Raw genomic sequence first — 23,383 nt, forward strand, 5'->3', positions numbered from 1 at the left:
GCTGTTTTCTTTCGTTCCGGCGGTTGAATCAAGCCGGATTTTTCCTCGTCCTTATCGTTAAACAGATTTTCATAAAAAGCGGCTGCGCATGAATGGGAATGGCCCAGGCTGCCTCTTTATACCTTTTCCGGAATTGCAGCGGTTTGCTTTTTCCGTCCCCAGCCGACCGCCGCCAAAAAGCTTAATACAAGAACAGCCGCGCCAAACACGTATGGAATTTCGATGTTCACGTCGAACAGCAGCCCCGCAACGGCAGGTCCGACAATGTTGGCAAGGCTCATGAAGGCATTGTTCATTCCCGCGGCAAAGCCCTGCTCATCTCCGGCCATTTTCGAAATGAGCGTATTGATTGCCGGGCGGAGGATAGATGTCAGCATAAAGAAGACGATCGTCGCGCCGAACACAAGCCAATACGATCCGGCCAGCGAACAGACGACGAGCGCTGCAGCCGAGCCGATCAATGTGATGTTCATCAGACGCTTTTCACCGAAGCGGTTCGTGAGCATCCCAAGGGCGACGGCTTGCACAAACACGCCGATCAAGCTTGCCGCCGTGATGACAAACGCGATGTCCCCCGGTGTAAACCCGTGCTTGTGATCGACATACAAACTGAAGACGGCTTCAAAATTCATGATGCCGAAGTTCAAAACAAACACCAAAATGAGCAGAAACGCATACGGCGATTTCAGCGCCCGCGTCATTTGCTTCAGCAGGGGTTCGCGCCGCTCGCCGGACCGCCGCTTTTCAAGCATCTTTTCTTCGCTGAGCGTTTCCGGGAGCACGAAAAGCGACAGTACTGTTGCCACGCAGGCTAAACCGGCTGACACGTAAAACGGAAAAGCGAGCCCGTACGCCACCAAATAGCCGCCTGCTCCGGGGCCGATGACAAATCCGAGTGACATCGCCGCACTGATCAGCCCCATCCCTTTGCTGCGGTCCTTTTCTGAGGTGATGTCCGCGATATAGGCAAACATCGCCGGAACCAAAAAGGCCGCCCCCGCTCCGCCCAAAAGGCGCGAAACAAACAGAAGCCACATCTGGCCGGCCCAGGCAAAAATGAGCTGTGAAACGGCAAACGCTCCGATGCCGAGTATGATCATTTTCCGCCTGCCGTATTTATCCGTCATTTCCCCTGCGACAGGCGAAAACAGCAATTGCGTAATACCGGATGCCGCGATTAACAGGCCGAGCGTCCCTCCCGAGGCGCCGAATTTTTCTATAAATGTAGGCATGAGCGGAATGATCAGCCCGATGCCGAGCATGACGATAAATACGTTCAGCATAAGGATATATAATCTGGCCATATTTTTCATGCGCATACCCCTTCCTTTTCGTTTGAAAACAGGACTTTTTATTTACGGTCAAACTGCTACTCAATCAGTATATCCAGCGGTGGGTTTAAAGTCTAGTTTTTTCATATTTTATTTATTTTGTATATTTTTTCTTTACAAATGAATGCATAATTAATTTTTTTGAATTCAGGAATAAAGGGAGGGCGTTAAGTTTATCGCGGCCGCAGGCAACTCGGAAAGCCGGCGGAAAAACAAAAGAGAGAGTGTGCCTTTCGGGCATAATCCGGCGATCGAAAAAGTGTCCGGATCGCCGAACGCCGGCTTCAAGGGAAAACAGATTTAGATATCATTTACAAGACAGTAAGAAAACCGTAAACATAATGACATTTCTTTTTCACGAAATATTTGGATAATAAAAGAAACGAAAAGGAGGTTTTCGCTCGATGATCAGAATGTCTGTGCTGCCGTTTATGCTGATGCTGTCATTCCTTTGCATGCCTGCCGGACAGGCGAAGGCTTTTTCCCTGCTTCCGCTGAAACCATTGTCTTACAGCTCCTCCGCTCCGCAAGATTATTACGAGGATGCGGAAGGAAAAACCGGGAAAGCGTTGAAACAGGCGCTTCACGATGCAATCGACGATCATACACAGCTTACGTACAGCCAAGTATGGGACGCGCTGAAAACGACCGATGAAGATCCGGCCAACCCGAACAACGTTCTTTTATTGTATTCCGGGGATTCCCGCTCCAAAAACGAAAGCGGGGGAAGTACGGGGGATTGGAACCGGGAGCACGTCTGGGCTAAATCGCACGGCGAATTTGGAACATCTAAAGGTCCCGGAACAGACCTGCACCATATCAGGCCGAGCGACGTACAAGTGAATTCAGCGCGGGGGAACCTTGACTTTGACGAAGGCGGCGCGGAGTATCGCGATGCCCCCGGAAATTATTATGACGGGGATTCATGGGAACCGAACAGCCGCGTGAAAGGCGATGTCGCCAGAATGATTTTTTATATGGACGTCCGCTATGAAGGCGATGACGGATATCCCAACCTTGGAAATGAACGACAGGACGAACAACGGCTCTAATCCGTACCACGGCAAAATGGCCGTCCTGCTGAAATGGCATAAAGAAGACCCTGTTGATAACCTGGAAAGGAGAAGAAACGATATCATCTATGAGCGCTACCAGCATAACCGCAATCCGTTCATTGACCACCCGGAGTGGGCCGAAGCAATCTGGGGGCCAGGGGCGTAAAGCAGCATGCTTTGGAACAAACGAAGGCGCTTTTCCGGCGCCTTTTTTAGATGGACGCCTCTGTTTCGGGATCAAAAAAGACGGCATGCTCCATGCTGACGGACAGACAGATCACCTCTCCGGGGGCAAGGCTTCTTTCTCCGTCAAGCCTTGCAACAAACTGCGCTTCTCCGATTGCGGCGTGCAGAAATTGTTCAGGCCCCATATTTTCGCTTAACTCGACCTTCGCTTGAAAGCCTGTCCCGTCCGGTTGCCCTTCTTTTATATGTTCAGGCCGGATACCGAGAACCGCTTCCTTCCGGATGTAGCCTTTTCTTTTTAACCGACCGCTTTTTTCTTTCGGGATATGAAGACGAATTTCCGAATTGGCGAAAAACAACTCACCGTTCTGCTCATCGATGACTCCCTTTAGAAAATTGATGCCGGGCGAGCCGATAAAGCCTGCGACAAACTGATTGGCCGGATGGTGATAAATGTCGTGCGGAGTTGCCACCTGCTGGATTTCCCCGTTGTACATCACGACAATCCGGTCGCCCATCGTCATCGCTTCTGTCTGATCATGGGTAACATAGATGACCGTTGTTTCAAGCCGCTGATGGAGCTTGCTGATTTCCGTTCTCATTGCCGTTCTCAGTTTGGCATCCAAATTGGACAGGGGCTCATCCATTAAAAATACCTGGGGCTCGCGGACGATCGACCTGCCGAGTGCAACCCGTTGTCTCTGGCCGCCTGACAAGGCTTTCGGCTTCCTTTTTAGCAAATGGCCGATCTCCAGGATCTCAGCAGCCTCATTAACGCGCTTTTCGATTTGCTTTTTTGAAAACTTCCTCAGCTTCAGGCCGAACGCCATATTGTCAAACACGGTCATGTGCGGATACAGGGCATAATTTTGGAAGACCATCGCAATATCGCGGTCTTTCGGGTGCACGTCATTCATCAGCTCTTTCCCGAGGTAAAGCTCTCCTTCTGTCAGCTTTTCCAATCCGGCCGTCATTCTGAGCGCCGTCGATTTTCCGCATCCGGAGGGACCGACGATGACGAGAAATTCTTTATCCTTTACTTCTAAATGAAAATCTTTTAAAGCGTAATGCTCTGGCCCGTATTTCTTATGGACGTGGCGAAACGTTAGTGAAGCCATGTATACCCTCTCCTTTTGCAGCAATTTTTACGTCTCTGTCATCAGCGAATTGTATTATAACGTAATAATACATTATAATATTGGTGAATACGTGAAGGAGGACGTTCATTTTGTTAAATAACGATAGTTCCAAACCTCTGTATGTTCAGCTCAAACAAATCATATCAGACGATATCAAGCGGGGCATCTATTCGCCGTCGGAAAAGCTGCCCGCTGAAAATGAACTTTGCGAAATCTATAATGTCAGCCGCATTACCGTCAGAAAAGCGATTTCCGATCTTGTCGAAGAAGGCTATCTAACACGGCAGCAAGGAAAAGGGACTTTCGTAAAAAGCCCGAAAATGAAACGGGAGCTGGTTGCCGTAAACGGCTATTCCGAATATATGATGTCAACCGGGAAAACTCCGAGGCATAAAGTCATTTCCGCTGAGAAAAAAGCAGCCCCCCGGCACATTGCGAAAAGGCTTCAATTACCGCCGGAAAGTCCTGTGCTCGAGCTGAAGCGGATTTTGTTCAACGATGACATGCCGTTCACATTTGATATCACGCACTATCCGCTCAGCCGGTTTCCCGATATCGACCGTTTCATCAGCGACTCCGTGTCCATGCACCACATCTTAAAAACCGTATATCAAGTAAGCCCTGCTTACAATACAAAGCTGTTAAACGTCGTCTTTGCCAAAGCGGAAGACAGCAAGCATTTGGCATGCGACATCGGGGATGCGCTGTTTGAAATTGATAAAGTCGCCTACGGCGCAGAAGACGCCCCCATTTATTGCTCGTTGTTTCTGATGCATACGAACCGCGTCACATTCACGATCAACAGCTCTCAGGCATGATCCTTCAATGAAAAAGGGCGTCCGCAGCCGAAAGCCCCGTATGTCAGACATGTGTCTGCCGCGGCTTCGGCTGCTCTGCCAAGAGCCTTTTCCAGGCTGCTCCCGTTCATATAAGCCGTCAAAAAACCTGCGATAAAGGAATCCCCCGCCCCGAGCGTGTCAATCGCCTGCACCGGAACGACAGGCTGTTCGGCGATATCTCCTCCCCGGCGCAAAACAGCGCCCTCTTCTCCCCTTGTCACGCATACCGTCTCAGCGCCAAACCGGCTTGCGTCTTCAAGCAGGAGAAGGCATTCCTCCTTTGTCAAACCGCTCCCCGAGAAGAAAGCATATGTCAAATGAGGGCAAACCCGTTTCATGTACTCCCTGTCATGCGTTGTCGAAAAATCGAATGAAACGGCAGCAAGCCGGTAAAGTTCGGGAAGCGCGTGCTCGATCCGGCTGTACACGCTCGTGTGCACGACATCGTGGCGCGCGATGAAAGCGGCGTCTTCTGCGGTCAATATCAGACCGAGCTCAGACTGGATGCCGCCTTTGTTTGAACGGACGAACACCCTGTCGCCGTGTTCGTTCAGCTTGACGACGGCCATTCCGTTTTGTCCGTGTGCGCGCCGGATTCTGCTGATGTTGATTCCCTCCTGCTTCAAAACCTGTAATACATGATCTCCCGCTTCATCATTGCCAAGGATGCCGATATATGAAGCACGGGCCCCCGCCCGTTTTGAAAGGACGGCGACATTTAGCGCATTTCCTCCGGGATAGAACATATCCTGATCTTCGTAATAATCGACGACATTGTCACCAATCGCAAGCAGCTGCACATCCATTCCTCCCTTAGCCTTTTATGCTTCCGCCGGCAATGCCGCGGACGAAATACTTTTGCATGAACAAAAACAGAATGACGATCGGTGCAGCTGAAATCGTCAGCCCGGCGAGCAGCACGCCCCAATCCGTCGAAAGAGCATCCCTGAATTGCATGAGTCCGGCAGGGATCGTCTTAAAGTTCTCATCATCAATAAAAATAATCGCAAACATAAATTCGTTCCATGTATGATAAGCCGTCAAAATACCCGATGTCAGCATAATCGGCAGACCCATCGGCAAGAAAATTTTAAAAAATACGCCGAAGCTTGTGCAGCCGTCAATATAAGCCGCTTCTTCAAGTTCTTTCGGGATCGACAAAAAATACGAACGAATCAAAATGACCGTAAACGGAATCCGGTACGCCGCATACGGCAATATCAGCGCCCAATACGTATTGTAGAGCCCGAGCGATTGAATGATCGAATAAAGGGGAACGATGCTGATCTGGGGCGTCAGCATCAGCCCGCCGAGACAAAGAATAAAAACCGCTGTTTTTCCTTTAAATTCAAACCACGCGAGACCGTAGGCGGCCCATGCGCTGACAAATACGGTGATCACGCATGTCAAAAACGTCACGATGACGCTGTTCATAAAATAAGCCGATATCCCCTGATTCCAGGCGGCCGCATAATTTTCAAAATGCCATTCTTTCGGAAGGGACCAGCTGTGCTCAAAAATATCATCAGAGCTTTTCAGCGAGCTCATCACCATCCACAATAACGGATAGCTGACGGCTGCCGTATACAGCAGCAAATATAAGTATACGGCGGGCACTCCGGCATGCCGCTTTTTCCTCCGGCTGCCCGTCTTCACGCCCCTGTTCGGCTCAGCTTCAGGAACAAACGGCTCCGTTTTTTCTGACAGCATGATTTTTTAGTCCCCCTTTCCCGTTTTGAACAGCCTCATCTGGATGATGGAAAGGCTGAGCGTTATCAATAAAATCACGGTCGCAATCGCTGAGGCATAGCCCATCATGTCTTTTGAAAATGCCGCTTTATACAAAAACGTGCTTAGCACCTCTGAGGCATTTCCAGGGCCCCCGCCCGTCAAAATATACGGCTCGTTAAATACGGTAAAAGCACCCGTCAGCGTCATCACGACGGCGACAAATGACATCTCTTTCGTCCCCGGCACGGTGATCGCAAAAAACGTCCTGACTTTCCCTGCACCGTCAAGAAGCGCCGCTTCGTAAAGCTCGGACGGGATTTTCTGAATGGCCACAATATAAAGCATGGCGATATAGCCGACAGACTGCCATTGGGAAACGAAAATGACGGAGAGCATCGCGGTTTCTCTGTCACCGAGCCAGGCTCTCGTCCACTGATCGAGTCCGACGGCCTGCAAGAACTGATTCAGCAAACCAGTATCGGGGTTATAGATGAAATCGAATAATAAAGCGATAACCGTCATGGAAATGACGACAGGAAGGAAAAAAACCGTTCTGAAAAAAGGAGAGCTCCTTCTCAGCAGCCGGTCCTCAAGGATGGCGGCCGTGATCAATCCGCCGCCTACTTGAAATACGATGGATACGGCGGCATACAGGGCATTGTTTTTCAGCGCTTGAAAAAATACCGGATCTTGAAACAGCTGGATGTAGTTGCCGAAACCGATGAACGCCTTTTGCGGCTCAAACGTGCTCCATTGAAAAAAGCTCAACACAATGTTTTGCAATATCGGAATATAAACGAACAAAAGAAACAGCAAAGCCGGAAACAAAAAGACAAAGGGTAGCCACCGACTCCGATTAACCAAGCACTTCACCCCATTCATTTAGATTTTGCCGCTTTTTGCACCTCTTTCATGACTTCCTCAGGCCTCATATCGCCCCCGAGCATCTTTTGAACGTTCGTTAAATAAGCATCTGCGATTTCCGCGTCAACATCCATGTCAAACCATGCGACCATCCCCTTTGCCTTATTGAGGCTGTCGACGGCCTCGAGCTGGTTCGCATCTGCGTTGTCCTTATTGGCGGTTCCTTTCACAGGGCTGAACTTTCCGACGTCTTTCACTAGTTTTTCCCCCATTTTTTTCGACGTCAAAAATTTCAAAAACGCCATCGCTTCTTTCGGATGTTTTGTTTTCGATGAGATCATAAAGCCTTCCGGCGCTCCCGCTAACATATCAGAGCTCCCTTTTTGCCCGGAAATATCGGGAAATGAAAACAAGCCGAGATTGACGCTGCCATTGACAAGCTTAATTTCCGAAGTCTCCGCGTAGATCATTCCCGCCTTTCCGCTCTTAAACTGCTGTCTCACATATTCGTGATCGACGGAATTTACATGTTTCGTAAAGTAAGGAAGGAGCTCCTGCAATTTGGCCAGCGCATCGACATATCCTTGATCTGTAAAACTGGCATTTTCCGTATGATAGTCTGTCTCTCTCGTTTTTGCATCGACAAGCCTCTGGTTCAACGTTCCGATATAATGGGATATCGCCCATGTCGCTTTTGCGCCGAATGCGATCGGCATATAGCCGTTTTCTTTCAACACCTTCGATGCGCGAATGAGCTCGTCCCACGTTTTTGGAGGAGAAAGGTTCAGCTTTTTGAAAATGTCTTTGTTATAAAAAAATTCTTTGGAAGCCATCTGCCATGGGACGCCGTATGTCTTGCCCCCGGCGGAAAACGGCTCGATCTGTGATTGCAGGAGCTGCCCGGACCACTTCTGATCCTCTTTATAATATGAGGTGAGATCAAGCGCCCTGTCCCCTTTGATGATTTTTCTGGCGAATTCATCGCTCCAGGCAAAATAAATATCCGGAGGCTGGCTTGTCCCGAGCATGACTTTGATCTTATCCTTGTAAGAATCGTTCAGCACCGCTTCCGTTTGTATCGAAACACCGGGATGGCTGTCTTCATATTCTTTGACGGCTTCTTCGAAGAAGCTTTTTTCCGGCTCTTTCGGCCAGCGGTGAAACAGTTTTAAGGTGACTTTCCCCGACTCGGAGCCCGAACTTTGAAAACCCGAGCAGCCGCTTGCAAGCAGCATGGCAGCGACAGCGGCGATAACAAATACATACCTCTTTTTCAAATGAAAACCCCTCCTTTTGTACAGATAAGGCGGGACGGCACCCGCGGAGCCGCCACGCCGTTTAGGAAAATTCATGATGTTATATAATGTTATATCAATACTCAACTTTCCACATATACCGTCTTGTCGTCAGCGGATGGTTCCGCGCTTCAGCCAAAGCGTCGGCATACAGGCGCAAGACGCGGTTCAGCACGAGCGGGGCGAGATAGCCTTTTACGTCATCGCTGATTCCGTCAAAATCGTAAGCTTTGGCATCGAGAACCGTCAGCTTTTTGCCGTATCGTTTTGAGAAAGCGAGCGCCCGTTCTTCGAGCGGCCTCGTTTCATCCAAACCGAGCAGAATGATGAACGGCACCGACTCGTCGATGATTTCAAACGGACCGTGAAAATATTCGCCTGCATGAATGGCCTGCGAATGAATCCATTGCATTTCCATGAGGATGCAGATGCTGTACGAATAAGCGACGCCATAGTTTGCACCGCTTGCCATCGTATAAATGACCTGCTCCTTCTGATGGGCTTCGGCAAACTGCCGCGCGTTTCCGTCTTCTTTTTCCAAAGCCTGTTCATAGACTGCCTGAAGCTTGTCCAACCCGTCGATCGCCTGTTCAAATTTCGGATGGTTTTCCAATACTTGCAGCACCCCGAAAACAATTTGGTATAAGACGCCGTAATTCGTATTGATCGCGAGGGCTTCTTCCCCCCAATCGTATTGAACGGCATACTCTGCCGCCTCAGCCAAAGGAGATTCCGGCTTAAACGTCATGGCGATCGTCAGCGCCCCTTTGCTTTTTGCAAAACTTGCGGCTTTTACGGTTTCCGGCGTGTTTCCGGATTGAGAGCACAAAATGACGAGCGATTTTTCCCCGAGCTGGATGGGATTGCGCTGAATAAATTCGTTTGAGCTGTAAAGGTCGGAGCTGATCGCTTTTGACTCTCTGTCAAACACGTATTTGCTCGGATACATAATCGCGGAAGAACCGCCGCATGCGACAAAAAATACGTGATCGATCGTTTTTCCTTTCAAATCGTGCAAAAAAGCTTGAACTTCCGGGTTTACTTTTGCTGTGGCCTGACTGCTCAATTCCTTCACTCCTATTCTCATATTATATAACGTTATATAACATTATATATTGTTATATTAGCGGCACAGAAATACGCCTGTCAATATAGTTTTCTGAAATTTTAAAAAATAAATAAAAAGCACTGTATGTAGTGCCTTTTCTTCAAATCTCCGATTTTTTCGTCAAAACCGATTTTACCGCTTGTTCGATTTCCTTATATCCGGTGCATCTGCAAATGTTTGAATCGAGCCACTCTCTGATCGTTTCGTCATCTGCATCAGGATGGGTTTCCGCAAGCAAATGGCAATTCATGATAAACCCCGGTGTACAATAGCCGCATTGAAAAGCGAAATGACGTACAAACGCCTGCTGAATGGGCGTCCCCTCCAAGCCTTCGACCGTGACGATCGTTTTGTCGGTGCATTCGGCCGCAAGCATGAGACACGACTTCATCGGACGTCCGTCGAGTGAGACCGTGCAGGCCCCGCAGTCTCCGTTCAAACAGCCGGGCTTTGCCCCGGTTAATCCGAGCCTTTCTCTGAGAACGTATAAAAGAGTGTCGGCAGGCCTGATCATGACCTCTCTTTCCTCTCCGTTTACGTGAAGCGTGATATCAGTTCTTTTGCCATTTGTCATATTCATCACCTTTTAATATGCTGAAAATATCAAACAGCGTATGTTTGATTACGAATTTGCGATACTCAGCAGACCCTTCGGTATCATCCAAAACCGGTTCAGGCAAATGGCGGATCGCCTGCTGAATTCTGTCCTCAACCGGCATATTCGGATCATTTAAAGCCGCTTCAACCTGCTTTGACCGAAAAGGAAACGGACTAACGCCGCTGAATGCGACGCGGACCCGATCTTCCACCCGAATGGCTGAAGCGGTTACTAAAGGATAGCCCGTTTCCCATTGCTGACGCACTTTGATGCTGGCATACGGCAGGTTGATATACCGTTTTTCGGTCAGGAGAAAAACGAGCAATTCCCCTTTTTTCAACTGCAGCTCTTTGTTGAACACCTCATGAATCGGATAGACGTTCATCCCGTCACCGCCCAATGTCATGATTTTGCTGTCAGTTAACAAAAACGGCAAAACGGCTTCACGGTAAAAAATCTGCCCGCAAATGTTGCCGCCCAACGTAATTTTGTTGCGCGCGGTGCGATCTGCGACTTCCCTCGCGGCTTTGCCTAACAAAGGAAAAACGCCGCTTTCCGCAACTTCCGTCAACGTCAGGGCAGCGCCCAGCACAAGGTGGTTCTGCTCATATTGCATGGCCCTGCATTCGGGTATTTCTTTAATATCGATGACCGCCTTCGAATGCATCAAGTCTAAACGGCCGAGCGTGATGTGCTCCGTGCCTCCCGAGAAATAGGAAGGCTGCTTCTCCTCCCGGTCAAGTCTTTGAAACAGCCGGGCCGCTTCCTCTGCCGATTCAGGCCGGTAATATTCAAAATCAAACGGAATCATGTTTGCCCTCCTTCATCTTCCAAATCAGCTCCGGAATGAGAGGCAGCTCATTTAAGGGAACGCCCGCAGCTATCGTCAAACTATTCGCCAAAGCCGCCGGCATGCCGAGGATTCCGTGTTCTCCGGCTCCCCTCGCCCCATACGGTGCGTCAAGCTGAGGCGTCTCAACAAAATCAACGACATATTCCGGATGCTCGCCATAGCGAATCGGCCTGTATGTTCTGAGCTGATGATTTAACACCCTTCCAAATCCGTCAAACCAAAACGTTTCCCGTCCGGCGAACGAAAGCCCCATGCTCATCGCACCCATAACCTGGCCTCTCGCCATTGTTTCATTCAAGACTCTCCCGATGTCAACAACTGTTACCGCTTTTAAAATACGGTACCTGTACGTTCTTTTATCAAATTCCACCTCTACTCCGTGAGCGCAGACCGACCATTCGGGACCCGGTTTCCCGGCCCCTGTTTCAGGATCCAGAAACGTTAAATGCCTCAGCATGTAATTGCCGCGCCCGATGATCTGCCCCCCGACGGAATTGCCGTTCGGATGTTGATAACCGTATACAATATCTTCAAAATTCAGGCCTATTTTCGGATCATCTCTTAAAAACACCCGGCCGTATGCAACCTCGATATCCGACTGCGGCGCTCTTAATGCGCATGCGGCTCTTTCTTTCAATTGACGGATGACGTCATCAGCCGCTTCCAACAGCGCCCTGCCCGCCATAAACGTTCCCCGGCTGGCGACCGTCTTCCAATGCTCCGGCGTCGTCTGTGTATCGACTTCCATTCTGACATGAATTTGACCCGGGTCCATTTTTAAGCGTTCAGCCAAGAGCTGCGTCAATATCGTTTTTGTTCCCGTTCCGATTTCCACAATTCCCGACATCACATTGACGCTGCCGTCAGGATTAAATGTCAGGACAACGCCTGAACTGGCATTCAGATCAATCGTTGACGTCTTCCAGCCGCAGCTGATCCCTTTTGCCCTGACCTTGTGACCCTCCAATTCGATTCTCTCGCCATCTTTCCAGTTCATTAATTCTTTCAGGCGGTCAAGGCATTTCGGCAGATTTCCGATATTGCTTGAATTCAGCAGCACGCGTGTAGGTGTCGTATGCCCTGGAAGAATCGCATTTTTACGACGGAACTCCAACACGTCTATCCCGAGCTTTCGCGCGAGAATATCCATCGTCCGTTCGAGCGCAAACAGCAGCTCGGAATGGCTGAATCCTCTGAAAGGCCCTGCATACGGATGGTTCGTATACACGCACAATGAATCACACCACAAATTGTCGATCCTGTACGGTCCGGTACAATCGACTGCTGCCGCCCGGCTTAAATCGGGCGACTTATCGGCATACGCCCCGCCGTCGAATAAATAAAGCAATTCCGCCACTTTTATGATTCCGTCCCTTGAGCAGCCGAGCTTGATTTTTGCATCCATTCCGATATGGCAAGGCGACGTCAGAATATCCTCTTCCCGTGTATTCAGAAGCTTCACAAGCCGCCCGCCAACCGCTTTTGACGCCAAATAGGCGAGAAATTCCTGCTGAACGGAAGCCTTTCCGCCGTATCCGCCGCCTACAAGGGGAGTGTGAACGATCACTTTCCCGACTTCTTCGCCAAAATATAAACTGATTAATTTTTTAATCATATACGGCGCCTGGGAAGACGACCAGATCACGACCGTTCCATCTGAGCGGATTTCACATTGTGAACACCTCGTTTCCATCGCCGCATGGTCTGAAGGGGGAAACGAAAAAGACGCTACTACAGTCACATCGCTTTCGGCCCAGCCTTTTTCTAGATTCCCTTTTCGGATTTTTGTCCGGTTGGCGATATTCGTGCCGGGTTCAGGGTACACGTTGACCTGCAATTGATATTGTTCGACGTTTTCATGAACGAGCGGTGCATTTCTCAAAAGCGCCTGAGTAGGAGAGTTGACGACGGGCAGAGGCTGATATGACACCTTGATCATGTCCGCCGCCCGCTTGGCCTGTGCGGGAGTATCTGCGACAACAACGGCTACAGGCTCCCCGTGATACCTGACCTTATCAGCCGCAATCGGAGGACGGTCGCGGATTTCTTCCCCGACGAGCGGGTAACGGCCGCCTGTCAGAACGGCGCGCACTCCGGACATCGTCCGGGCGGCGGAAGTGTCAATCGCTGTGATCTTGGCATGTCCGTACGGACTGACCACCATCCGGGCGTAAAGCATGCCGGGTGAGGCAAAATCATTTGTATATTTCGCTTTACCGTTCACTTTTTCAGAAGCATCTTTGCGCAGAACACTTTTGCCGATGACTGTCACTACCGTCCCTCCTCCTCGTTCATTTTTGCAGCATGGCAGCGGGCAAGATCATAATCCCCAGGTGTATCGACATCCATAAAGTACAGGGGATTGCTGTATGATTTAAGCTCCCCCGCGTTAAGGTCCTTGTTCCTGATGATTTGCCTGGCCCCTTCATCACCGCGGAGCTTCATCAGCATATGGAATGCTTTCCTTGAAAAGATGACAGGAGGCCTCGGAATATCTTCATAGCACGACGCAACAAAGTATAAAAACGGCTTTTTACGGAATAAAGAGAGCAGCTCATCGATCATCTCCGCTGTGATGAACGGCTGGTCAGCAAGGAGAATCATCGCCCCATCGGCATCAAAGGCTTCGGCTCTTTGCAAACCGCACCGCAAAGAGCCGGCCTGCCCCTCACTTTGATGACGGCACGGAACATGGCTCCATTTTTCGGCATACGGCCTTAAGAAAAAGGGCGGACTGATCCATGCCAAAGGGTCGCCCGGTTTTGTGACAACGAAAATGTGGTCCAATTTTGAATGCAGGGCTGCCTTTAAAGCCTTGTTTCCGAGACACTCCCCTCCAAACGGCAATAAAAGCTTGTTGCGGTCCATTCGTTCGCTTGTACCGGCAGCCAAATAAACGCCTGCAATTTTCGCCTTTCTCATCCTTTCATCTTCGCGGCTTCCTGGATGAGTTCCCCGGCAATGCTGATCGCGATTTCCTGCGGCCCGCGTGCGCCGATGGGCAGCCCGACCGGTGAATGAAGCCACTCGGGAATTTCCTCTGTCTGCAGAAGCCGCGTCGTTCTTTTCCGGGGTCCTAAAATCCCGGCATAGCGCAAAGGACGGTTCTTCAAAAGGGAAAGAATCTCCTGATCCCTTTGAAAATGGTGAGTCATGATAACGACATAATCATCGCTGTTCAATTCGAGCTTTGGCACGATGTCTTCAGGAAAACCGACGGTTAATTTGTCTGCTGAGGAAAAATATTCCTCGCGGCAAAACGCCGGTCTCCAATCGCATACGGTAACAGAAAAGCCGATTTCCGCGGCAAATGAAACGAGCGGCCTTGCATCAGGACCCGCCCCGAAAACGATGAGGCGCGGTTTTGGCCGGTACAAATGGAAATAGGTGCACATCGGTGCATCTCCGACTAGCTGGATTCCGCTTGCCCTCTTATTTTCCGGCATTTTGATCTGGTGTTCGTCAATGTTCCCAAACGTCTGACCCGTCGCTGTAAAAAAACCGTATCCCGTCTGTTTGAAATCATTTGTTAATTCCTTCACATGCTGGACGGGTATCCCGCTGTCAAGAAATTCCTTCACAACACCGAGGTACTTTTTGAGCTTTTCATCAACCGGTTCCAGCAAAATATACAGCACGCCGCGGCAGCCAGCCCCCTGCCCCCATGTCAGATCGTCTTCAGCTTTCATATCATATGTAAAGGTTTCGGCTTCTCTTTTATTCAGCACGTTGACCGCCCGCAACGCAAGGTCGTCCTCGAGGCATCCGGCACTCAGCATCCCGATCCGGGTGCCGTCTTCCTGAAAAAGCATCACGGTTCCTTCTTTCAAATACGCGGATCCTTCCACATGGATGATCGTTGCAAGGACGCTTTTCTGGGCTGATCCCTGTATCGCTTTGAGGATGCTGTGAATGCTTTCCATGAAGGCACCTCCCGAGTATGCACTGCTTTCTTTTTCATTTATATTGGCAGAACCTGTGTTTTAAAACTTTATTTTCATAGAAAAAGAAAAACGTTCACTCCTTTTAAAGAGTGAACGCTTTTGATCATGCTATATGAGCGCGCCGGCCGGGTCATACAGGCTGATATCGATCTCCACTTGCTCCTCGAGGGCGAGCTTTGCCAGCTCTGATCCTAAAAACGGTCCTGACGTCAGCCCTGAAGCACCAAGCCCGTTGGCGACCAATAAACCTTCCATCCCCGGCAGGGAACCGATCACAGGAAGGAATCCCGGGGTGAACGGCCTGAAACCGACCCGCGCTTCAAGCATTTCCCCATGTTCGAGACCCGGGGCGACAGACAGCGCCTTTGCAAAAATTTCGTGGAGCCCTCCGGCTGTTACCCGGCAGTCGCCAAGTTCGGGATCATTTTCATGGGTCGCTCCGGCGACAACCCTCCCGTCTTCAAACGAAAGGATATACTGGTCACTCGGCGGCATCACGACCGGCCAGCTTCCCGTATCAAAGCCGGACAAACGGAGATGAACGATTTGCGCCTTTTGATAAGAGACCAAAAAATTGACGCCAAGCGGCTTCAGCAGTTCATTGGCCCAGGCGCCCCCTGTGACAAGCACCTGATCGGCGAATAGCTTCCTTTCGCCTGTTTTAACCCCTGTGACACGACCTTTCTCATACAGCAGCTCGGCATGTCCGTCGATCACGGCGGCTCCGTGCTTTTTTGCCGCGCTCACAAGCGAACGGCGCAGCGCCTTTCCGTTCACCCGCGCCGCCCCGCTGATATGTACCGAACCGTACCCTTCCGCCAAAGGCGGAAATAAGCGTTTTGTTTCGTCCGGCGTCAAGCGGGTGATCTCGCCGATTTCCGGCGCATCCTGACGCCTTTTATGCGCCCGCTCGACCATCTGCTCCAATTTCCGTTCGTCTGTATGGAGGCTGATCGCGCCCGTTCGTTTGTATCCCGTATCCGTTTCGCCATCGTCTTTCAATTGTTGAATTAAATCCGCATAGTATTTCGCCCCGCCTTTGGCCAGCTTGTACCACGCCTGATTCCGGCGCTGCGACAGCCAGGGGCAGACGATCCCCGCCGCGGCGTCCGTAGCCCGGCCCTGATCTCGGCGGTCAATCAAAGTCACATCGGCACCTTCTTTTGCGAGGTGATACGCGGCTGTTGCGCCGAGTATTCCTGCGCCGACAACGATCAATTTCTTCATCTTTAAAACACCTTTTTCATTTCTGATTATTGTACAAATATACCGGATAAAAGCGGCTGAATACAACCCGGACGTTAACCGGCGGCCACCGAAATCACCCCCAGCACCATCAAAACCGCGGCGATGACGCGAACTCTCCCAAAGCCTTCAGAAAGCAGCACAGATCCCATAATCGTTCCGATTAAAATACTGATCTCGCGGATCGGGGCGACTTGACTGACAGGGGCAAAAACCAGCACGCTCAAAGCTAAAATATACGCCAATGAATTAAAAATTCCCACCCCGGCCGCTTCCAGCCGATGATTCTTCCATTCAGACCGGACGCCATTCCAATTCTTCACCGCAAAAGGCGTCAAGATGATCAGCCGGCCGATCGTATTAAAATAATCCAACAGCAGCGGCGGAATGAGAAAATGGCTGACCGCCGCTTTATCAAGGATCGTATAGCCTGCGATGATTGCCCCGACGGCCAATCCGTAAAGGATCGGGATGAGCGCCCCCGCCTCCTTTAAATTTTTCATTCCTCCCGTAAAAAAGAGAATGCTCGTCACAATCAGCAGGATGCCTATGAGCGTAACATGTGTCATTTTCTCATGAAAGATGATCACCGCCAGCGCACACGTAAGAAGCGGTCCTGTGCCTCTTGCAATCGGGTAAACCAGGGATAGATCGCCGATACTGTATCCCTTTTGGAGGACGAGAAAAAACGCCAGATGACTAAACACGCTTGCCATGATCAAAACCGTTTGCCACAATCCGATTTCAGGTTTTTCATATAAGATGACCCCTATCGCCAAAGGACTGTAAAAAACGGCTGCGATAGCAGTAAACAGCCATATAAACGGAACCCCGCCATCGGCTTTTTTAGAAAGGTAGTTCCAAGAAGCGTGGATGAAGGCTGATAATAATAACAAGGATAGCCCTGCTGCCGTCATGAGACACTCCCCCTAATCCGGTTTCATTCGGTATACTCTCTTCTTAAAATAGACATGACATGAAGCGAATCGTCCATCTCCATTTTTGATACATTCTCTCAATGTCCCTACAAGGCCTGCTTTTGATAAAGATGGAATGCGCGCACATTGTCTTCTTTTACATCAAGCCATAAACGATTGGCGTTGTACACATGAAATGCCCAATTCTTGATGATTCTGAATGCTTCTTTTCCATAGCCATTTTTCGGCAATCGTAATTCTTCGCAATTCAAGGCTCTTATTCAGGTTTTTTAGACCGGCGATGATCATATATCCGACCGGTTCATGACTCAATCGCTCTTCAATGATAAGGTGCAGGATGTCTTTGTCCTCTAACGCCTTTTTATGTTTAAATGCATGCTTGTATAACGAAAAAGACGTGAATTAAAGTTACGTCCAGCTTGACGAGAATCTCTGAATTACAGCTTGATTATCCCGGACTTTAAAGACTTCTTGTGCTTGCCCCATATCTTTGGAGATAAACGGTTCATTCCAAAGCACACTATTAGCTATACCGTGCACTCTTAATGAACCATTGATCGGAAAATCTAGTTATAGGCAAAGAAATAGAAGTCTTTTTTAAAGCACCAAAACAACGATTCCCGAATGTTCGGGCGTTGTCGTTGCTCAACTGAACCTGAACAAACGCTGGAACAATTAGATAAGTTCTCAAGGAGTTTAAAAACGGCGAATGTATCACCTCCTTGAAAATGCTTTAAAAGGAAAAAGCAGCAATACCTTAATCAAATCATTCTCTGAAAGAATGTTCAATTTTTCTTCTAAACTATTTTGTTGTCAAAAAAATCCCCCAAGGCAGATTTTCATTTCATCTATCCTTAGGGGAAGCATATAACATCTGGGTTGAGCTCTTACGCAAAAATCAATTTTAGTATGTATATTATTTAAGCAAGAGAGTACCTAATATCCCTAAATTGATTATACCCAAAAAAAGGGAGACATACGCAATTCCTTTATTTTTCTGCAAGAAATACATTCCATTTACAATTAATACGCAGCTGATTAAAGCATCAAACAAACGTTGAACCATTAGATTAAAATCGAATTTGGGTTCAAAAAAACTAACCCCTAACACACATAATATAAAAACAGTAGACACTATAATATAGATTTTCCAATCCCTAGATACATTTTTCTTTTCTGTTTCTTTTTCAATACTGTTCATGAGTTATTCAAACCACCCTTATAACAATATTTCCCAATAAACCTTGAAGAAAGTGGAAAGCAGTAAATAAGAAGCAAGAGAGAGGATAGAGACTTGTGTACGTGCACAACGATTTTTGAACAACGTAAGGAAAAATAAGATAACTTTCAAAAAAGAGTCGAAAATTATCAGTCGCATTCTTAAAATGAAGAGAGAAACAGTTGGAAAGCAAAGTCTGAACAAGGAACCTCTCTTCTACGTTTTATGTATAGTTAAAAGTAAAAAACATTATCCAAAGCATGTCCTATAAGGAAGCCTACGATAATGTTCAAATCGACTCATTCTTTTAATTTTACAAGAAAAAACCTTGTATTTTAATATTATGTACTTAAAATCATTGAGATTGTAGGAGAATATACTTCTTATTATAACAACGAACTGCTACAGATAAAAGTAAATAAACAACCCCCGGTCAAATACCGGGAGCTGCTTTAAACAAAAGTGTTTTTTCAGAATCTCATTCGCTTATCCAACAGTTCTATCCGTGGTAAGGAAAATAACACATAAATTAATACACATTTTTATAATAAAGAAAAACTACGATGCAATGCACGTGTTGATTAAACGGTATCAAATCGGGATCATAACCAATCGATAAACCGTTTAATCATTAACACTCCGTTAATTTCATTAACCAATAGACCCTTCCATCTCGAACTTAATCAACCGGTTCATCTCAACCGCGTATTCCATCGGCAGTTCTTTTGTGAATGGCTCGATGAAGCCCATGACGATCATTTCCGTCGCTTCTTCTTCGGAAATGCCGCGACTCATCAAGTAGAAGAGCTGCTCTTCAGATACTTTTGATACTTTTGCTTCGTGCTCCAATGAAATGTTATCGTTTAAGATTTCATTGTAAGGAATCGTATCTGAAGTTGATTTGTTATCCATGATCAGCGTGTCGCATTCGATGTTTGAGCGGGCGCCTTCCGCTTTGCGTCCGAAGTGGACGATTCCGCGGTATGTGACTTTTCCGCCTTGTTTTGAGATCGATTTTGACACGATCGTTGATGACGTATTCGGCGCAAGATGGATCATTTTCGCACCCGCGTCCTGATGCTGGCCTTTGCCTGCAAGAGCGATTGAAAGCGTCATACCGCGCGCGCCTTCGCCTTTCAGGATGACGGCAGGGTATTTCATCGTCAGCTTGGAACCGATGTTTCCGTCGATCCATTCCATCGTCGCGTTTGCTTCACAAACAGCGCGTTTTGTAACGAGGTTAAAGACGTTGTTCGCCCAGTTTTGGATCGTCGTATAACGGCAGTAGCCGCCTTCTTTGACGATAATTTCAACGACCGCGCTGTGAAGCGAGTTCGTCGTGTAGACAGGTGCAGTACATCCTTCGACATAATGAACGTGCGCGCCTTCGTCGACGATGATCAGCGTCCGTTCGAACTGCCCCATGTTTTCAGAGTTGATCCGGAAATACGCTTGCAGCGGAGTATCCACTTTTACGCCTTTCGGCACGTAAATGAATGATCCTCCTGACCAAACTGCTGAGTTAAGCGCCGCAAATTTGTTGTCTGTCGGCGGAATGACTTTTGCCCAGTGCTCGCGGAAAATGTCTTCGTTTTCCTTGAGGGCGCTGTCCGTATCTTTAAAGATGATTCCTTGAGACTCAAGGTCTTCTTTCATGTTGTGGTACACGACTTCTGATTCGTATTGCGCGGAAACCCCGGCCAAATACTTTTGTTCAGCTTCAGGGATTCCCAGCTTGTCAAACGTTTCTTTGATTTCTGCCGGCACTTCGTCCCATGATCTTTCTGAACGCTCGGAAGGTTTTACATAGTACGTAATTTCGTCAAAGTTCAAAGAGTTTAAATCTCCGCCCCATTGAGGCATTGGCATGTTATAGAAATGTTCAAGAGATTTCAGGCGGAAATCGAGCATCCACTCCGGCTCTTCTTTCATGCGTGAAATTTCTTCAACGATTTCTTTTGTCAGTCCCCGCTCTGAACGGAAAATGGAAACGTCTTTGTCGGCAAAGCCGTATTTATATTCACCGATATCCGGCATTTTTTTAGCCATCCATTTTCACTCCAATCTTATTCATTATCGCTTTCATCTTTGGCAACGCCTTTTTCGAGGGCTTTCCATGAAAGGGTTGCGCATTTGATTCGGGCTGGAAACTTTGAGACGCCTTGAAGGGCTTCGATGTCGCCCAGATCGATCGAATCGTCATAGTCTTTGCCCTGCATCATGTCTGAAAAGATATGCGACATCTGAAGGGCGGTCTCCACGTCTTTTCCTTTGATCGCCTGCGTCATCATTGAAGCGGACGCCATGGAAATGGAGCAGCCTTCACCTTCAAATTTTGCATCTTCTACTTTATCGTCCGTAATCTTCATCGTCAGCCTGATTCGGTCACCGCATGTCGGATTGTTCATGTCAACGACGATGCTGTCGTTTAAAACCCCTTTATTTCTCGGGTTTTTGTAGTGATCCATAATCACCTGCCGGTACAGTGTATCCAAGTTCACATTAAAAGACATTTGTGAAATACTCCTTTGTCTTCTGAAGAGCTGCAATCAGTTTGTCGATATCTTCTTCTGTATTATACAGATAAAAGCTTGCTCTTGCAGTAGCGGAAACATTCAGCCATTTCATCAAAGGCTGTGCGCAATGGTGGCCGGCTCTGACGGCGACTCCTTCCGCATCCAAAACGGTTGCGACATCGTGCGGATGGACGTCTTCGATGTTGAATGTCACAAGGCCTGCGCGGTGTTCGGGTCCATAGACAGTCGCGCCTTCCAGCTCTTTAAAGCGATCAAGCGCATATGAAGCCAGGCGGTGTTCGTGTTCTGAAATGGCGTCAAGCCCGATTTCTTCCAGGAAGTCAATCGCCGCTCCCAATCCGATCGCACCCGCGATAATCGGTGTGCCCGCTTCGAATTTCCAAGGGAGCTCCTTCCAGGTTGATTCGTAAAGATCGACAAAATCGATCATCTCTCCGCCGAATTCCGCCGGTTCCATGTTTTCGAGCAAAGCTTTCTTTCCATACAGTACCCCAATTCCGGTCGGACCACACATTTTGTGGGCGGAAAAGGTGAAGAAATCGCAGTCCAGATCCTGTACGTCGATTTTCAGGTGCGGCGTGCTCTGCGCGCCGTCAACGACCATTACCGCACCGTTTTCATGGGCGATCTTTGCGATTTCCTTAATCGGGTTAATCGTTCCGAGAACGTTTGACACGTGTGCGGCAGATACGATTTTCGTGTTGGCGGTCACCGTTTTTCTGACATCGTCCAATGAAATGGTGCCGTCTTCCTGAAGCGGAATGTACTTCAGTTCTGCGCCGGTCGCTTTCGCCGCCTGCTGCCAAGGAATGATGTTGGCATGATGCTCCATCGGCGTAATCACGATCTCGTCGCCCGGCTTGAGATTGACGCGGGCATAGCTTAGCGCAATCGTATTCAGGCCTGTTGTCGTGCCCCGCGTAAAAATAATTTCCTGCATCGATTTCGCGTTGATAAACTTCCTGACCTTCTCACGTGCTCCTTCATATCCATCGGTTGCTCTCGTACCCAGTGTATGAACGCCGCGATGGACATTAGAATTATAAGATTTGTAATACTGATCGAGCGCGTCTATGACGACACGCGGCTTTTGCGATGTAGCCGCGCTGTCCAGATAGACGAGGTCGTGCCCATTGACTTGTTGGTGGAGAATCGGAAACTGTTCGCGAATATCTTTGACATTCATTATTTTACTTTCCTTTCAATCACGGAGACGAGCTGTTTCTTCACGCCTTCGATCGGAAGTTCGTTGACGACCGGTGCAAGGAATCCGTAGATGACGAGGCGCTCTGCTTCTTCTTTCGGAATCCCGCGGCTCATTAAATAGTAGAGCTGAACCGGATCGACGCGGCCGACAGATGCAGCGTGGCCGGCGGTTACGTCATCTTCATCGATTAAAAGAATCGGGTTCGCGTCACCGCGCGCTTTTTCACTCAGCATAAGGACGCGTGATTCCTGCTCCGCATTTGATTTTGACGCGCCGTGTTCGATTTTTCCGATGCCGTTGAAGATCGAAGATGCGGAATCCTTCATGACGCCGTGCTTTAAGATATAGCCTTCTGAATGCTTTCCGTGGTGAATGATTTGCGTCGTAAAGTTTTGAGTCTGCTCTCCTCTGCCGACGACAACCGTTTTCGTATCGCCGAACGTGCCGTCTCCGTGCAGATTTGTCGTGTTTTCTGAAACGGTGTCTCCGTCATTCATCAGACCGAGCGCCCACTCGATTTTGCTGTCGCGTCCGAGGGCTGCGCCGCGGCGGCTTACATACGCCGTCACGCCTGCAGACAGATTGTCTACCGCGCCGTATTGTACGCGGGCGTTTGCGCCTGTGATCACTTCTGAGACGATGTTAAACACCGCTTTTTTAGGGTTGACCGTACTGATGTAGTTTTCTACATATGTCACAGAGCTGTTGTCTTCAGCTACGACAAGCACATGGTTGAAAAGCGCCGTGTCATTGCTTTCATGGACATAAACGGCTTGAACGGGGGCTTCGAGCTCAACGTTTTTCGGAACATAAAGGAACGCTCCGCCGTTCACAAGCGCCGCGTGCAGCGCTGTTAATTTATGTTCATCGACTTTTACGCCGTCTTTCATAAAATACTTTTTGACAAGGTCGCTGTGCTCGCGGAATGCTGTATGAATATCTGTGAAGATCACCCCTTTGTCCTTCAGCTCTTTGGAGAGCGACAAATACGCCGGCGTTTGATCCCGCTGAACGTAAAGCGTCTTGTCTTCGTTGTCAAGATCGATCAGCGATTTCACTTCATCTGAAAGATCATCCAAGGAATCAAGCGGTTTATTTTCTACAGTATGCTTGTTAAACTGCGTGAAATTCCAATTTGTAATTTTTGTTTTGTCAGGCTTAGGCAGCGGCAGCTCTTCAGCTTTTTCAAGCGCTTCTAAGCGCAGGTCCTGCAGCCAAGCCGGTTCCTGTTGCTTCTCAGAGAAGCTTTTGACATATTCCCGGTCTACAGATAGTTTTGTTTCGAGTGTCATGT

The 23,383-nt window shown here is 48.7% G+C and carries 21 protein-coding genes and 1 pseudogene; 2 read left to right on the plus strand and 20 right to left on the minus strand.

Annotation, left to right across the window (positions count from 1 at the left end; genetic code table 11):
• Nucleotides 1-116: 116 nt before the first annotated feature.
• The gene (locus tag AB447_RS08895; protein ID WP_057957526.1) at nucleotides 117-1,313 is read right to left on the minus strand and encodes an MFS transporter; all 1,197 of its coding nucleotides are present in this window, start codon (nucleotides 1,311-1,313) and stop codon (nucleotides 117-119) included.
• A 422-nt stretch (nucleotides 1,314-1,735) separates the two neighbouring features.
• Here AB447_RS08895 and AB447_RS08900 point away from each other — a divergent pair.
• A pseudogene (locus AB447_RS08900) lies at nucleotides 1,736-2,552 on the plus strand (endonuclease I family protein).
• A gap of 46 nt (nucleotides 2,553-2,598) precedes the next feature.
• Here the strand turns inward: AB447_RS08900 and AB447_RS08905 are convergent.
• A complete protein-coding gene (locus tag AB447_RS08905) occupies nucleotides 2,599-3,690 on the minus strand; it encodes an ABC transporter ATP-binding protein (protein WP_048353199.1) in 1,092 nt (363 codons plus the stop codon).
• Nucleotides 3,691-3,800: 110 nt separating this feature from the next.
• On the opposite strand from AB447_RS08905, the gene AB447_RS08910 reads away from it, so the two are divergent.
• A complete protein-coding gene (locus AB447_RS08910; RefSeq protein ID WP_048353200.1) occupies nucleotides 3,801-4,529 on the plus strand; it encodes a transcriptional regulator FrlR in 729 nt (242 codons plus the stop codon).
• On the opposite strand, the gene AB447_RS08915 is transcribed toward AB447_RS08910, so the two are convergent.
• The 18 genes from AB447_RS08915 to sufD all read right to left on the minus strand — a co-directional run bounded on the left by AB447_RS08915 (nucleotide 4,520) and on the right by sufD (nucleotide 23,381).
• The gene (locus AB447_RS08915) at nucleotides 4,520-5,350 is read right to left on the minus strand and encodes a PfkB family carbohydrate kinase (RefSeq protein WP_048353201.1); all 831 of its coding nucleotides are present in this window, start codon (nucleotides 5,348-5,350) and stop codon (nucleotides 4,520-4,522) included. The genes AB447_RS08910 and AB447_RS08915 overlap by 10 nt on opposite strands.
• Before the next feature lie 13 nt (nucleotides 5,351-5,363).
• Nucleotides 5,364-6,260: a carbohydrate ABC transporter permease gene (locus AB447_RS08920; protein ID WP_048353202.1), complete on the minus strand. Its 897-nt coding sequence runs from the start codon at nucleotides 6,258-6,260 to the stop codon at nucleotides 5,364-5,366.
• 6 nt (nucleotides 6,261-6,266) lie between these two features.
• Nucleotides 6,267-7,145 carry a carbohydrate ABC transporter permease gene (locus AB447_RS08925; protein ID WP_048353319.1) on the minus strand — a complete coding sequence of 293 codons (879 nt, stop codon included), beginning with the start codon at nucleotides 7,143-7,145 and terminating at the stop codon, nucleotides 6,267-6,269.
• A 14-nt stretch (nucleotides 7,146-7,159) separates the two neighbouring features.
• The gene (locus tag AB447_RS08930) at nucleotides 7,160-8,422 is read right to left on the minus strand and encodes an ABC transporter substrate-binding protein (protein WP_048353203.1); all 1,263 of its coding nucleotides are present in this window, start codon (nucleotides 8,420-8,422) and stop codon (nucleotides 7,160-7,162) included.
• Between the two features lie 94 nt (nucleotides 8,423-8,516).
• Nucleotides 8,517-9,527, minus strand: a complete 1,011-nt coding sequence (locus tag AB447_RS08935; protein WP_048353204.1) for an SIS domain-containing protein — start codon at nucleotides 9,525-9,527, stop codon at nucleotides 8,517-8,519.
• A gap of 121 nt (nucleotides 9,528-9,648) precedes the next feature.
• Nucleotides 9,649-10,122 carry a (2Fe-2S)-binding protein gene (locus tag AB447_RS08940; protein ID WP_048407000.1) on the minus strand — a complete coding sequence of 158 codons (474 nt, stop codon included), beginning with the start codon at nucleotides 10,120-10,122 and terminating at the stop codon, nucleotides 9,649-9,651.
• Nucleotides 10,100-10,957: an FAD binding domain-containing protein gene (locus AB447_RS08945; RefSeq protein ID WP_048353205.1), complete on the minus strand. Its 858-nt coding sequence runs from the start codon at nucleotides 10,955-10,957 to the stop codon at nucleotides 10,100-10,102. Before AB447_RS08945 ends, AB447_RS08940 begins: the two co-directional genes overlap by 23 nt.
• On the minus strand, nucleotides 10,944-13,271 hold the full coding sequence (locus tag AB447_RS08950; RefSeq protein WP_048353206.1) for a xanthine dehydrogenase family protein molybdopterin-binding subunit: 2,328 nt from the start codon (nucleotides 13,269-13,271) through the stop codon (nucleotides 10,944-10,946). Before AB447_RS08950 ends, AB447_RS08945 begins: the two co-directional genes overlap by 14 nt.
• A complete protein-coding gene (locus tag AB447_RS08955; protein WP_057957527.1) occupies nucleotides 13,271-13,921 on the minus strand; it encodes an NTP transferase domain-containing protein in 651 nt (216 codons plus the stop codon). The genes AB447_RS08950 and AB447_RS08955 overlap by 1 nt, the downstream gene beginning before the upstream one ends.
• On the minus strand, nucleotides 13,918-14,922 hold the full coding sequence (locus AB447_RS08960) for an XdhC family protein (RefSeq protein WP_048353207.1): 1,005 nt from the start codon (nucleotides 14,920-14,922) through the stop codon (nucleotides 13,918-13,920). Before AB447_RS08960 ends, AB447_RS08955 begins: the two co-directional genes overlap by 4 nt.
• Before the next feature lie 129 nt (nucleotides 14,923-15,051).
• Nucleotides 15,052-16,170 carry an NAD(P)/FAD-dependent oxidoreductase gene (locus AB447_RS08965; protein ID WP_057957540.1) on the minus strand — a complete coding sequence of 373 codons (1,119 nt, stop codon included), beginning with the start codon at nucleotides 16,168-16,170 and terminating at the stop codon, nucleotides 15,052-15,054.
• Nucleotides 16,171-16,244: 74 nt separating this feature from the next.
• Nucleotides 16,245-17,105 (minus strand): DMT family transporter, encoded by an 861-nt coding sequence (locus AB447_RS08970; RefSeq protein WP_048353208.1) that lies wholly within the window; start codon nucleotides 17,103-17,105, stop codon nucleotides 16,245-16,247.
• Nucleotides 17,106-17,212: 107 nt separating this feature from the next.
• Nucleotides 17,213-17,356 carry a GNAT family N-acetyltransferase gene (locus AB447_RS25130; protein ID WP_157769094.1) on the minus strand — a complete coding sequence of 48 codons (144 nt, stop codon included), beginning with the start codon at nucleotides 17,354-17,356 and terminating at the stop codon, nucleotides 17,213-17,215.
• A 686-nt stretch (nucleotides 17,357-18,042) separates the two neighbouring features.
• A complete protein-coding gene (locus AB447_RS08975) occupies nucleotides 18,043-18,327 on the minus strand; it encodes a hypothetical protein (protein ID WP_048353209.1) in 285 nt (94 codons plus the stop codon).
• A 669-nt stretch (nucleotides 18,328-18,996) separates the two neighbouring features.
• Nucleotides 18,997-20,394 carry a Fe-S cluster assembly protein SufB gene (gene sufB, locus AB447_RS08980; protein ID WP_046130191.1) on the minus strand — a complete coding sequence of 466 codons (1,398 nt, stop codon included), beginning with the start codon at nucleotides 20,392-20,394 and terminating at the stop codon, nucleotides 18,997-18,999.
• A 17-nt stretch (nucleotides 20,395-20,411) separates the two neighbouring features.
• A complete protein-coding gene (gene sufU, locus AB447_RS08985) occupies nucleotides 20,412-20,858 on the minus strand; it encodes a Fe-S cluster assembly sulfur transfer protein SufU (protein ID WP_046130192.1) in 447 nt (148 codons plus the stop codon).
• Nucleotides 20,848-22,068, minus strand: a complete 1,221-nt coding sequence (gene sufS / locus AB447_RS08990; protein ID WP_048353210.1) for a cysteine desulfurase SufS — start codon at nucleotides 22,066-22,068, stop codon at nucleotides 20,848-20,850. Before sufS ends, sufU begins: the two co-directional genes overlap by 11 nt.
• The gene (gene sufD, locus AB447_RS08995) at nucleotides 22,068-23,381 is read right to left on the minus strand and encodes a Fe-S cluster assembly protein SufD (protein ID WP_048353211.1); all 1,314 of its coding nucleotides are present in this window, start codon (nucleotides 23,379-23,381) and stop codon (nucleotides 22,068-22,070) included. The genes sufS and sufD overlap by 1 nt, the downstream gene beginning before the upstream one ends.
• Nucleotides 23,382-23,383: the final 2 nt, after the last annotated feature.

This window comes from Bacillus glycinifermentans (genome assembly GCF_001042475.2).
GTDB classification, from domain to species: Bacteria; Bacillota; Bacilli; order Bacillales; family Bacillaceae; genus Bacillus; species Bacillus glycinifermentans.

Excerpts from the sequence above, each read along its gene's own strand:
- sufB (WP_046130191.1), bottom strand. The coding sequence starts at position 20,394 with ATGGCTAAAAAAATGCCGGATATCGGTGAATATAAATACGGCTTTGCC.
- AB447_RS08965 (WP_057957540.1), bottom strand. The coding sequence starts at position 16,170 with ATGAAGAAATTGATCGTTGTCGGCGCAGGAATACTCGGCGCAACAGCC.
- AB447_RS08940 (WP_048407000.1), bottom strand. The coding sequence starts at position 10,122 with ATGACAAATGGCAAAAGAACTGATATCACGCTTCACGTAAACGGAGAG.
- AB447_RS08895 (WP_057957526.1), bottom strand. The coding sequence starts at position 1,313 with ATGAAAAATATGGCCAGATTATATATCCTTATGCTGAACGTATTTATC.
- AB447_RS08920 (WP_048353202.1), bottom strand. The coding sequence starts at position 6,260 with ATGCTGTCAGAAAAAACGGAGCCGTTTGTTCCTGAAGCTGAGCCGAAC.
- sufU (WP_046130192.1), bottom strand. The coding sequence starts at position 20,858 with ATGTCTTTTAATGTGAACTTGGATACACTGTACCGGCAGGTGATTATG.
- sufD (WP_048353211.1), bottom strand. The coding sequence starts at position 23,381 with ATGACACTCGAAACAAAACTATCTGTAGACCGGGAATATGTCAAAAGC.
- AB447_RS08935 (WP_048353204.1), bottom strand. The coding sequence starts at position 9,527 with ATGAGAATAGGAGTGAAGGAATTGAGCAGTCAGGCCACAGCAAAAGTA.
- AB447_RS08955 (WP_057957527.1), bottom strand. The coding sequence starts at position 13,921 with ATGAGAAAGGCGAAAATTGCAGGCGTTTATTTGGCTGCCGGTACAAGC.
- AB447_RS08905 (WP_048353199.1), bottom strand. The coding sequence starts at position 3,690 with ATGGCTTCACTAACGTTTCGCCACGTCCATAAGAAATACGGGCCAGAG.
- AB447_RS08970 (WP_048353208.1), bottom strand. The coding sequence starts at position 17,105 with ATGACGGCAGCAGGGCTATCCTTGTTATTATTATCAGCCTTCATCCAC.
- AB447_RS08975 (WP_048353209.1), bottom strand. The coding sequence starts at position 18,327 with ATGAACAGTATTGAAAAAGAAACAGAAAAGAAAAATGTATCTAGGGAT.
- AB447_RS08960 (WP_048353207.1), bottom strand. The coding sequence starts at position 14,922 with ATGGAAAGCATTCACAGCATCCTCAAAGCGATACAGGGATCAGCCCAG.
- AB447_RS08945 (WP_048353205.1), bottom strand. The coding sequence starts at position 10,957 with ATGATTCCGTTTGATTTTGAATATTACCGGCCTGAATCGGCAGAGGAA.
- sufS (WP_048353210.1), bottom strand. The coding sequence starts at position 22,068 with ATGAATGTCAAAGATATTCGCGAACAGTTTCCGATTCTCCACCAACAA.